The sequence below is a fragment of the Rhodomicrobium udaipurense JA643 genome, from assembly GCF_000636015.1.
GTDB lineage: Bacteria > Pseudomonadota > Alphaproteobacteria > Rhizobiales > Rhodomicrobiaceae > Rhodomicrobium > Rhodomicrobium udaipurense.
The window spans coordinates 22714-35039 of sequence record NZ_JFZJ01000022.1; the positions used below are offsets into that span (position 1 = coordinate 22714).

The following is a 12326-nucleotide window of genomic DNA, read 5'->3' on the forward strand; positions in this document are numbered from 1 at the left end:
CGCGACAGAAACTCTTCGAACAGGATTGACGCGATGAAATTGCATTTCAGCGCCGCTGCCCTCGGGCTTGCGGTGGCATTCCTCGATTCTCAGGCATTTGCCGGAGCGAAGGACTACGAATTCCAGGCTGTTTCCAACGATCTCAAGGCCGGTTCTGGCCGAGACGTGGCGGTTCGGCTTGTCCACAAGCCAACGGGTAAGCCCGTGACGGGTGCCGTGCTGTTCCGCTCCCGCCTCGACATGTCCCCCGATGGCATGGGCGATATGACGGGCAAGCTTGCGGCGGACGCATCGAGCGAGCCAGGGCTTTACCGCTTCAAGGCCGATCTCACGATGGCTGGAAGCTGGGCGCTCAAGCTCATGGCCAAGGTGCCCGGCGAGAGCGAGACTGTCGAAGGCACGGTCCTGATCCAGGCCAAAGACTAGTCATGAACAGCAAGCTTTTAGCGGGGACCGCCGTCATGGCGGTCTTCGCGAGCGCCGTTGTCGGCTACCGATCGGAGCCCGGCACATGGCCAAGCGTGCGCGTCGTTGCGACTAGCATGGCGGCGGAGCCGGGCGCGGTCGGGCGCGAGGTTCTTTACTGGCGAGACCCGGACGGGAAGAACGATTTCTCGCCCGCGCCGAAGAAGACGCCCGATGGCCGCGCCTACCTGCCGGTGTACGAGGATCAGGAGGCAAGCTTCCAGGGCGCGAAGCCGGCAAAGCCGCAAGGCGGTCGCAAAATCCTCTATTACCGCAATCCCATGGGGCTGCCCGACGTCTCCTCCGCGCCCAAAAAGGACTCGATGGGGATGGACTACATCCCCGTCTACGAGGGCGACGAGGAAGACGGCTCCACGGTCAAAATCTCCCCCGGGAAACTCCAGCGGACCGGTGTGCGATCCGAACCGGTGACCAGGCGCGCGCTCGTGACCTCAATCCGCGCTCCCGGCGTGGTTCAGGCCGACGAGCATCGCCAGTCGGTCGTTGCGCTTCGCTTCGATGCCTTCCTTAACGGGTTGGAGCACATCACGACGGGCAGCAAGGTCCGCAAAGGCGAGCCCCTGATGCGCGTATACAGCTCCGTCTTGTCGGCGTCGGCAGCTCAATACGTCACCGATCTGGGAATACGCGATACCGGAGGCCTCTCCGCCAACAGGGGCGCAAGGCAACGCCTTGAAAATCTCGGCGTGCCGGACGCGATCATCAAGGACATCGAGCGCAGCAAGCAAGGGTCGCTGACGGTTGTCTGGCCAGCGCCGCGAGACGGCTTCGTCGTCGAACACAATGTCGTCGAAGGCATGCAGGCGAAGACGGGCGATGTCCTGTTTCGCATCGCCGATCTCTCCGTGATCTGGGTGCTGGCTGACGTGGCGGAGCGGGATCTCGCGATGATCGCGCCGGGCCAAAAGGCAACAGTTACGCCGCGCGGCTATCCCGGCAAGACCTTCACCGGAACGATCAGCCTCATATACCCCGTCCTGAACAAGGAAACGCGAACGGCGCGCGTGCGCATCGAACTCGCAAATCCCGAGACGATCCTCAGGCCAAACATGTACGCCGATGTGGTTATCGACAGCGGCAGCAATAAGCCTGTGGTCGCTGTTCCGGAAAGCGCGATCATCGACAGCGGTATCCGCAAAACCGTCATCGTGGACAAGGGCGAAGGCCGTTTCGAGCCGCGCGAAGTCAAAACCGGCAATCGCGGCGATGGGTTCGTCGAAATCAGGGAGGGCGTTTCCGACAAGGACAAGGTCGTCACCGCCGCCAACTTTCTCATCGACGCGGAAAGCAATCTCAAAGCCGCGCTTCAGGGGCTCACTACCGGTGGAGAAGCGAAATGATTGCCCGCATCATCGAATGGTCGGCGCGCAACATCGCGGTCGTGCTGATCGCAACCCTCCTCGCCATCGCGGGCGGCATCTATGCGCTGCGCCATCTGCCGCTTGATGCCATCCCCGATCTGTCCGACACGCAAGTCATCGTCTACACGAACTATCCGGGCCAGGCGCCGCAAGTGGTCGAGGATCAAGTTACCTATCCTCTGGCAACCGCGATGCTGACGGTGCCGAAATCGAAAGTCGTTCGCGCGTTTTCGTTTTTCGGCGTCTCGTTTGTCTACATCATTTTCGAGGACGGCACCGACATCTACTGGGCGCGAAGCCGCGTTCTTGAATATTTGAACGCTGCATCGGCGCGCCTGCCCACGGGCATTACGCCGGTGCTCGGCCCCGATGCGACAAGCGTCGGCTGGGTGTATCAGTACGCCATCGACTCAAAGACGCTGAACCTCGCGGAGACGCGCTCGCTTCAGGATTTCACGCTGCGCTATGGTCTCGCCAAGGCCGAGGGTGTCGCCGAAGTTGCCAGCGCGGGCGGCTTCGTGAAGCAGTATAACGTGATCGTCGATCCGCAGCGGCTGCGCGATCTCGGTATATCGCTCGACAAGATCCGCGACGCCATTCGCGCCAGCAATGCCGATGTCGGCGGCCGCACGCTGGAGCTTTCCGAATTCGAATATGTCGTTCGCGGCAAGGGCTATCTCCGCGGCGTCGACGATCTGCGCAAGATTGTCGTGAAGGTGGATAATGGGACGCCGGTCTTGTTGCGCGATGTATCCCGGATCGAACTTGGACCCGACGAGCGGCGCGGCATTACAGAACTCAACGGCGAGGGCGAGGTCGCGAGCGGCATCGCGCTTCAGCGGTTTGGCCTGAATGCGCTCGACGTTATCGACAACGTGAAGAAGCGCATGGCGGAACTCGCGCCAAGCTTGCCCGCGGGCACGGATATCGTTCCGGTCTACGATCGCTCGAACCTCATCTATTCCGCGATCGACACGCTGAAAAGCACGCTCCTGGAAGAGAGCGCCATCGTTGCGTTGGTCTGCATCGTCTTCCTTCTGCACATTCGCAGCGCGCTGGTCGCCATTCTCATGCTGCCGGTCGGCATCCTGCTGGCCTTCGCCGCCATGCGCTGGCTCGGGCTTGGCGCAAACATCCTGAGCCTCGGCGGAATCGCGATTGCCATCGGCGCCATGATCGATGGCGCGATTGTCATGATCGAGAATGCGCACAAGCATCTCGAACGCGCCGAGCCGGGCAAGCCGCGCTCCGAAATCCTGATCGAGGCGGCGAAACAAGTCGGCCCGGCGCTGTTTTTCAGCCTGCTCATCATCACCGTTTCCTTCATGCCGATCTTCGCGCTGGAATCGCAGGAAGGGCGGATGTTCGGTCCGCTCGCTTTCACCAAGACCTTCTCGATGGCGGCGGCGGCGATCCTTTCGATCACCCTGGTGCCGGTGCTGATGATCCTGTTCGTGCGTGGGAAAATCATCCCCGAGCACAAGAACCCGATCAACCGGGCGCTCATCTGGCTGTACCGGCCCATCATCAAGGGGGTGTTGAAGGCGAGAACGCTGACGATTGCCGTGGCGCTTGCCGTCCTCGGCGCGAGCGTCTGGCCCGCTTCGCAGCTCGGCTCCGAGTTCATGCCGACACTCGACGAGGGCACGCTGCTTTACATGCCGACGACTTTGCCGGGCATCTCGATCACAAAGGCCGCGGATCTCCTGCAAACACAGGACCGCATCATCAAGACCTTTCCAGAGGTCGCTTCGGTGTATGGCAAGGCGGGACGCGCCGAGACTTCGACAGACCCGGCCCCGACCGAGATGTTCGAAACCGTCATCAACCTGAAGCCGAAGGAGGAATGGCGGCCTGGCGTCACCATTGAAAGCCTGACCGCCGAGATGGACAAGGCGCTGCAATTTCCGGGCGTTTCCAATGCATGGACGATGCCGATCAAGGCGCGCATCGATATGCTAGCGACTGGCATTCGCACGCCTGTCGGCATCAAGGTGCTCGGCAGGGATCTGACCGAACTGGATCAGGTCGCAAAGCAGATCGAGACTGTCGTCCGAAATGTCCCCGGCACCACCAGCGCCTACGCCGAGCGCGTGATCGGCGGCTATTACCTCGACATCGTCCCTGATCGCGATGCGCTCGCCCGCTATGGCCTCCTGATCGGCAACCTTCAGGACACCATCGCCATGGCGCTCGGCGGCCAAGCCGTGACAACGACCGTCGAGGGCCGCGAGCGCTACACCGTCAACGTCCGATACCCGCGCGATTTCCGCGACAATCCCGAAGCGATCGCTCGCGAGGTGCTCGTGTCGTTGCCCGGCGGTGGCGCGGTACCACTCGGGGAGGTCGCCACGGTGCAACAGACGCGCGGGCCGAATGCGATCCGCACGGAAAACGGGCAACTCGCGGTCTATATCTATGTCGACATGCAAGGCCGCGACCTCGGGAGCTATGTTGCAGACGCTCAGAAAGCGGTGGCGGACAATGTAAAGTTCCCGACCGGGACTTATGTCCAGTGGAGCGGCCAATTCGAATACATGCAACGCGCCATCGCGAAGCTGAAGATCGTGGTGCCGCTCACGCTCGCCATCATCTTCCTGCTGCTCTATCTCAATTTCGGCACGCTCACAGAAACGCTGATCGTCATGTTATCGCTGCCTTTTGCGCTCGTCGGCGGCTTATGGCTGATGTGGTGGCTCGGCTTCAATATGTCGGTGGCTGTCGCCGTCGGCTTCATCGCGCTTGCGGGCGTCGCGGCCGAAACGGGCGTCGTCATGCTGATCTATCTCGATCAGGCGCTACGGGAGGTGAAGGCTGAGCGCGAAGCCCAGGGCGAGCCGTTCACAAGGGCCGATCTTCACAGAGCCATCATGCGCGGCGCGGTGGAGCGCGTCCGACCCAAGATGATGACCGTCGTGGCGATCATGGCGGGGCTGTTGCCCATCCTTTGGAGCACGGGGACCGGCTCCGAAGTGATGCAACGCATTGCCGTGCCTATGATCGGCGGCATGGTCTCATCGACGGTTCTGACCTTGGTCGTGATCCCGGCGATCTATGCGCTGGTCAAGGGGGGCGGCCTGTCGAAGCCGGAACCGCGCACAACGGAGCAGGCGATTCGCCCTTCCGTGACAGCAGACGGGTGAGGGGGAACCACCCCGCCAGACGTGCGCGAAGACAAGGTCCGCGAGGGGGCTAGCGTCACGGCGATGGTGTCGCCGAGCCCCATGCCGGGACGCTTCCCAAGCTCTGTCATGCTCCAGTCATCTCTCGTTGGCATTGTGCTCGCCACCTCAATGTTGGGGCTCACATGCGTAGCTTTGCCCGATGCACTTGTTTGACTGGCTTGTAGCCCTGTTCTGCGCGACTGCCGTAGTAATCCATCTTTTGAGCACGTTTCTTACCGCATTTCGATGTTCCCCACTTTTCAGTCTCTCACGACCGGCGTGCAATTTCACTCCGCCGGTAACTATCTTGCGCCCTTTGCGCGGACTTGACCCCTACGATAAGCTCACGCTGCGATCGGGCTTTGCACTCGACTATCCAAATTATGAGCTCATCTTTTGTTGCGAAGATGCAGACGATCCTGCTTTGCACCTCGTAAGAGACTTGATCGCCGCCCATCCCGAGATCTCCGCGCGGCTCTTGATCGGACCGGACAAGACGACAGCGAATCCAAAACTTAACAACGTTATCAAAGGGTGGGAGGCGGCCAGTCACGATTGGATCATTCTTGCGGATTGCAATGTCCTCATGCCTTCGGACTATATCCAGCGTCTCCTTCAAGGATGGCGAGGAGACACCGGAGTTCTCTGCTCCCCACCGGTGGGTTGCATGCCAAAGGGGATTTGGGCCGAAGTTGAATGCGCATTTCTGAACACCTATCAACTGCGCTGGCAATACGCCGCTGACAGCGTCGGGCTTGGCTTTGCCCAGGGAAAAACGATGCTTTGGCATCGATCGCAGCTTGATCAAGCTGGCGGTATCCGCGCGCTTGGCGCAGAGATCGCCGAAGATGCAGCCGCGACAAAGGTCGTAAGGGGCCAGGGGCTTCGCGTCCGGCTTGTCGATCGCCCTTTCGGACAGCCATTGGGGCTTCGATCACGCGCCCAAGTCTGGAACAGACAGGTTCGGTGGGCGCGGCTAAGGCGCGCGACATTTCCAGCCGTGTTTATTCCGGAGCTGCTTTCCAGTAGCCTGTTGCCGATACTTGCGGGTGCCTACACCGCAGACAATGCCGGCCTGTCGTCAACGCTCGCCATAATAATCCTTATGGTTCTTTGGTTCGGAAGTGAGGCAGTTCTTGCAAGAGTATCGGGATGGCATTTAAGGCTTACGTCGCCGATTGCCTGGGCTTTACGCGACCTTATGCTGCCTTTCCTCTGGATCGCAGCCTGGTCAGGGGACAGCTTTTCATGGCGCGGCAATGAAATTCACCTTACCCGTACGACGGAAGCCTGATCTACGACGCCCAATGAGCACTCAACCACTTTAGTCAACGCCGGGCGCCCATGATCGAAACAGCGGTTGGCGCCAGGAAATCGTGTGTAGGTCTGTTGCAATCAGGAGCTTGCTGTTATCCCCGCTCAGCGAACATGATCGAGCTTCATCCCGCTACCGTACAGCAACATCTTCGTTATCCCGACGAATTTGCCGAAGAGCTTCGCAATCCGTGGGAAATCGGTGGTGCCGGCTGCCCGGCTCGCGCTTGGACGAGTGCTGAGTTCAAGACGCACATCAATGCAGCGCGGGGTCTTTTACCCGTTTAGCGACACCATGCGAAAGGGCTGGCTCGCTCCTTGAGGAAGAGCGTTCCTCCGCGATCCTGAAAAAGGCGACCGCATCGACAAGCTCGTGGGCCTGCTCCTCAAGACTTCTCGCCGACGCCGTCGCTTCTTCTACAAGCGCGGCATTTTGCTGCGTGATACTGTCGATCTGAGTGATTGCCACATTCACCTGCTGCACGTTCTCGCTCTGCTCCTTGCTGGCCATCGCGATATCGCCGACGATCGAACTGACGCGCTGCACTTGGCCAACAATCTCTTGCATCGCCATGCCGGCGCTTTCCACGAGTTTGGCCCCTTCGTCGACCTTGCCGACCGAGTTCGCAATAACTGATTTGATATCCTTGGCGGCTTCAGCCACACGCTGAGCAAGGCTGCGCACTTCCGATGCCACCACGGCGAAACCACGACCCTGCTCGCCTGCCCGCGCCGCCTCGACCGCTGCATTCAAAGCCAGAAGGTTCGTCTGGAAAGCAATGGCGTCGATTATGGTGGTGATATCCGCAATCTCACGATTGCTTGCGGTGATGTCATTCATGGTCGTCACGACCTTGGCCACCAGCTTTCCTCCGTGAAGCGCGCATTTGGATGCTTCTGCGGCGAGTTTATTGGCTTCCTGCGCGTTCTCGGCGTTTTGCTTCACCGTTGAGGCAATTCCCTCAATGCTGCTCGCTGTTTCCTCAAGGTTTGACGCCTGGTTTTCTGTGCGCCTTGACAAATCATCGTTCGCAGACGCGATCTCGCTCGCGGCGTTCTGGATTGTCCCGGACCCAGCTCGGATTTGCGCGATGATAACGCGCAACTGATCGACAGTTCTGTTCGAGTTGTTTGTCAAATCGGCAAACACGCCCTCGAAACGGTTATCGATCTTCTGGCTAAGGTCGCCAGCCGCCAAAGCTTTCAAAAGGCGGTCGATGTCATTTAGAGCATGCTCGCTCGTGCCGAGGATCGCATTGAGGCCTTGTGACATCTGGAGGAGAAAACCGGATTTGCCGGCTTCCAACGCCCGCTTCGAATAGTTGCCCGCAGCGGCGGCATCGACAAGAGCAGCTATTTCTCTCTCTGCGGTTAGTTGTTCGGTCATATCGTTCCATTGCGCGGCCGTCCCGAGCCGTTCGCCGTGCTCGTCGATGACCGGGCTGATGACGATATCGAAGTCTCGCCCGCCGAACACTCTGCGTAGGGCGGGCTCTTTTTGCGAATGTGCCGACGTCCAAGCGCTGTCATTTTTACCAAATACTTCAACGCTTCCCACAATCTTGCCAGCATCGAAGCCGGGATATTGCTGCTGGAAAGCCGCTTCGTGCTTTTCTAGCATCGTCATGAAGGCCTTGTTCACATAAGTGATCCGGCCTTCGGTATCTGCGATGCGAACCGGGACGCCAACATTGTCGAGCGCTGCCTTGACGCGCGCGGTATACCGCGCGGCATTGGCACCAGCTTCAAGCCTGTCGCGGACCTTCTCGATAGCGTCCGTAATGACCTTGCGCTCACCTGGCTGAGGTGGAATGCGCTTTGAGAAATCGCCGTCGGCGTATTCCTCTACGAGTTTGGCAATGTGCATCGTCAGATCAATTTGCCCACGCACCATCTCGTTCACATTGTGGGCGATCTCACCATAGGTTCCCGCAAATTCATGCGCGCGCAGGCGTGCGGAAATACGCCCTTCCGAATTATGCGCACGCGCCATGTCGAGTTGCGCGGCAGAGAATTTTTGCAACGTTGCCATCACGCTGTTGACGGCATGGCCCACCTTCCGGAGTTCATCTTTCGAATGGCTTTCGACTTGCTCGGCAAGGTCGCCATGGGCGAGCCTGTTCGCGCCATTTTCGATCGCCTTCAATGAACGAAGAACCGACAGCAGTGTGCCGATGAAAATATAGAGAACAAGAAAAAGCCCGGCACCATTTACGAGAAAAACAAACTGCATATTTCTTTCGTCTTTTTGGCCCCGGCTTACTAAAATGCCGTCGAGCGTATCAAGCGAAAAATCCATAAGTGCGTAAAGCTTTTCCACAGCGTAGGAGCCGCGCTTGGCGAATTCATCCCGCTCGGTGCTGAAGTCACCGCGTAAAATAGCGCCCACTTCTCTTTTATGAAAATATGCCGCTGCAACTCTTGCTTGGTCGGTCCTGGTTTTTATTGTCTCCGCAATGTTTGGATTGGCCGTCATGGCCTTATCGAGATCTTGCCTCAATGCATCGAAATCGCGGCTTACCATCTCTGACAGCACGCTCAGCCGAACGCGCTCGGATGCTGAGCTTTCTTTCCTCGAAAGCACGGCTTCGCCTTCATATCCGAGACGGATCAGATTGCTGGAGAGCGCCGGAATGCTTGAGGTCGTCGTCAAGATGAGGTGGTATGCATCCGCTTCCGGGTCCAGCGTCAAGTTGCTTTCGTCAGCGATAAGGACAATGAAATCTTGGAGCTTGTTCGTAAATTCGATCATCTTGTCGTTTCCGACATCGATCGCGTTGAAAGCAGACGCAATATTTATTGCCTTCCAGTTTTGTTTCAAAATAGGCAAAGCTTCTTTCGTTTTATGAAACGACTGAATCGGGGTGATTTTACTCGTCAAAAGCTCCAGTATTTCATCGACAGTCTCTCGGGACTTTGCCTCTTTCTTTTTGGCCTCCTCCTGACCGGTGAGGGCGATAGGGTTTGCGATGCCATAGTCCTGCGCCGCCTGTAGCAGGCGGCGCGCGGGCATAATCAATTCAATTCCGATCCGTTCCTTTTGATTGAACTGAAAGTCCCTGTCGAGCTCGCTGTACAGTTCAAATGACAGCGTCGCCAACGGCACAACAAACAGAAGACCAGCGAGACCCAACTTCGCTCCAAAATGAAGTCTGCTCATGATCGCCATGGCTGGCGCGAAAAGTACGTTCAACATCCCCGACTCCAATGCCAGCCTCAATCAAGCGTGGCCTTGAGTTGTACAAGAGGGCGGTTAGTGGGCCGTTGCCAAGATGGCTAAAACTGTGATGCTCGGATAGGTGCGCGAACCGGGAGCGAACGTGGCTTTGACGGGAATTGAGGACGTCTCACCCATAACGACGATCCGTAGGGGAATTGGTGGTGCCGGCTGCCCGGTTTGTACGATTCCCCCACGAACGTTCCCGATCCGTTTGCGGGCGTAAGCGCACGCGGTGCATTGACATGGCCGCTTGGGCGCCGAGAGCAATTTTTCATCGGAGCGTCCGGTTTGAACTGGCGTCAAGGCCGGTTTCCTTTGGTGCCAAACAGCGCCAGCAGCCCATCCGACAGTGCTCCGCGCCACACAAGATAGTCGTGGCCGCCCGCATATTCGCGCGCGATCACCGCATAGCCCTTCGCTTCAAGTACGTCGCGCAAATGACGGTTCGTCTCAAGGATGCTCGGACGTCCGCCGCCTCTGGATTCGAAAAGCCCCGCGCTGAGAAAGAAGCGGAGGTCTCGTCGCGGCGTCGATGCGACGAGCGTAGCGACATGATTGTCGCGTGCAGGCTCGGTGCCCTCGGGGTGCCACCAATACGAGCCGGACAGGCTGATGACATTCCCGAACGCCTCGGGATGACGAAGCGCGATGGTCGATGAGGCCAGCCCGCCAAAGCTAGATCCCGCGAGAGCGGTATGCGCGGGACTATGCCTGAGCGAGGTCGCCGCAAGCACCTTGGGAAGCAGCTCCTCCGCCAGCGCATCGGCGAAGGTTGCGTTGCCGGGAAGCTCGGTGGCTCTGGCATCGCCGTCGATGTTCGGGATGAAGACGGCGACCGTTGGCGGGATGACGCGCGCTGCGATCATGTTGTCGAGGATGAGCGGCGTCGGCACCTTGCTCTGGTACTCGCGACCGTCGAACACGAATAGCAGCACTGTGTCGGGATCGGCGGGGTTGAAATCCGGCGGGGTGTAAATCGTCACGTCGCGAGCATTGCCGAGCTTTTCGCTCGCAAAGGTGAGGCTCGAAAGCGTGCCGGAGTGCGCGCCAGCGGGCGCGATCCACGGCTGCGCGGGCGCGTCCGGCAATGAGACGGTTGAGCTTTGGTTGTAGGCGTCGCTCGCCTCCACCGGCCACGGCGTGCGATTGAGCGGGTCCGCCTGTGCGGTCGCAAGGATCGCGACGCGCCTCTCCCGCTCGGTGCCCGGGAAGTCGGGCACGTCTGGCGCGAGCTTGTAGGAAAGCCGCGTCGAGGACGGCAACAGATAGGTCTTGAACCAAACGTCGCTGTCGGCGAGGCGCTCCATCGGATCGTGATCGCTGCTCGGCGCGCCGAGAATGCGAACGCCGTGCTTGGCTCCGCGCGCGAGAAACGTGACGGTCGCTTTGCCGGCCGGGCCCGGCTCAACGAGAGGGGCACCCTTCTCAGCCACCATTCGCCAGAAGGCATCCGTGCGTTCGCCCGCCGCCAGTTTGGCGGCAAGGTCCGCCATGATCGGGCTTGCGAGCTTGGCTTTCGGCGCGCCCTGTTCCGACACGCCTATGCGCTTTTCGAGTCTGACGATGACATGCGCCGCGCCCTTCGTGCTGACGCGTAGCACGGCGCCTCCCTGATCGGCGACATAGCGGAAGTCGCTTCGCCCCGCTGCTTCGAGAAAGAACCGCCGAACGGGCTTGCCGTCCTTCAGGAGTTCGAGCGTAGCGGCGGAGCTTCCGGCATCGACCACACCCGCCACGTAATCGCCGGGGCGCGCTCCGGCATCGAGATGGACGGGAGCCGTCGCCGCGACATTCACTTCTACCGAAGCGCCGGGATTGAGCCGGAGCGGCGAGGCCTCACCCGCCACCGAACCCTGCGGAAAAGCCGTTGTCATCATCACCGCGAGAAAGCCCGCCCGGGCAAGAGACCGGGCAGGGCATGAGGTTTCTATCATTACCATGAGTATTTGATCTGCCCCGTCACTGCACGGCCGGAACCGTAGAAGCAAGCGCCAGCGCTGGCGCAAGACGCCACATACTGCTCGTCGGAAATGTTCGTGGCGTTGACCTGAAGCTTCGTACCCTTAAGGTTCGGGAAGGAAGCGCTGAGGTCGTAGCTGACGGACGCATCGAACAACGCGACCGCTGGCACCTTGAAGGTGTTCGTGTCGTTGCCCCAGCTCTCGCCGATGAAGCGCACGCCCGCGCCGAGACCGAGGCCGTTGAACGCGCCGTCCTTGAAATCGTACTTGCCCCAGAGCGACACCTGATCGATCGGCACGCGCGCCGGCATTTTGCCGAGAACCGTGCTGTCGAGGTTGTCCGTTACCTCCATGTCGATATGGCTGTAGCTCGCCACGGCGGAAATGTTTTCGGTCAGTTCCGCATGGGCTTCGAGTTCGAGGCCGCGGCTGCGGATTTCGCCGATCTGTGTGTACGGATCGGTCAATATCGCGCGCGTAAGGACGTTCTGTTTTGTCAGGTCGAAGACGGCGGCCGTGAACAGCATACGCGTGCCGGGCGGAGCATATTTGATGCCGGCCTCATACTGCTCGCCCGTTGTCGGCTTGAAGGGTGCCTGTCCGCTAGCCGGAGCCTGCGTCACCGGTTCAAAGGACTGGCTGAAGCTCACATAAGGCGAGATGCCGTTGTCGAAATTGTAGATGGCCCCGGCGCGCCACGTGGTAGCCGTGTCGTCCTGCGACGTCTTCGCGCCGCTCTTGAGATAGTTCGTGACCTCGTTCGAGGCCCAATCGTGACGCACGCCCGCAAGCAGGTTCAGGCGGCCGATCTCGATCTGAT

Annotated in this window: 7 protein-coding genes; 4 read left to right on the forward strand and 3 right to left on the reverse strand. The window is 59.7% G+C overall.

Annotated features, from left to right (window positions below; all coding sequences use genetic code 11):
* Positions 1–33 precede the first annotated feature (33 nt).
* The 4 genes from T281_RS05520 to T281_RS05535 all read left to right on the forward strand — a co-directional run bounded on the left by T281_RS05520 (position 34) and on the right by T281_RS05535 (position 6305).
* Positions 34–426, forward strand: a complete 393-nt coding sequence (locus tag T281_RS05520) for a FixH family protein (RefSeq protein WP_037235438.1) — start codon at positions 34–36, stop codon at positions 424–426.
* 2 nt (positions 427–428) lie between these two features.
* The gene (locus T281_RS05525; RefSeq protein WP_037235442.1) at positions 429–1826 is read left to right on the forward strand and encodes an efflux RND transporter periplasmic adaptor subunit; all 1398 of its coding nucleotides are present in this window, start codon (positions 429–431) and stop codon (positions 1824–1826) included.
* Complete coding sequence (locus T281_RS05530) at positions 1823–4990, forward strand: efflux RND transporter permease subunit (RefSeq protein ID WP_037235445.1); 3168 nt, start codon at positions 1823–1825, stop codon at positions 4988–4990. The genes T281_RS05525 and T281_RS05530 overlap by 4 nt, the downstream gene beginning before the upstream one ends.
* A gap of 181 nt (positions 4991–5171) precedes the next feature.
* Positions 5172–6305 carry a ceramide glucosyltransferase gene (locus tag T281_RS05535; protein WP_037235448.1) on the forward strand — a complete coding sequence of 378 codons (1134 nt, stop codon included), beginning with the start codon at positions 5172–5174 and terminating at the stop codon, positions 6303–6305.
* Positions 6306–6581: 276 nt separating this feature from the next.
* On the opposite strand, the gene T281_RS17465 is transcribed toward T281_RS05535, so the two are convergent.
* The 3 genes from T281_RS17465 to T281_RS05550 all read right to left on the reverse strand — a co-directional run.
* Entirely contained in the window at positions 6582–9521 is a 2940-nt protein-coding gene (locus tag T281_RS17465; RefSeq protein ID WP_052037097.1) for a methyl-accepting chemotaxis protein, read from the reverse strand.
* A 323-nt stretch (positions 9522–9844) separates the two neighbouring features.
* Entirely contained in the window at positions 9845–11485 is a 1641-nt protein-coding gene (gene fes, locus T281_RS05545) for an enterochelin esterase (RefSeq protein WP_155955111.1), read from the reverse strand.
* A partial coding sequence (locus tag T281_RS05550; RefSeq protein ID WP_037235453.1) for a TonB-dependent siderophore receptor occupies positions 11479–12326 on the reverse strand: 848 nt, incomplete at its 5' end. The genes T281_RS05550 and fes, both read right to left, overlap by 7 nt.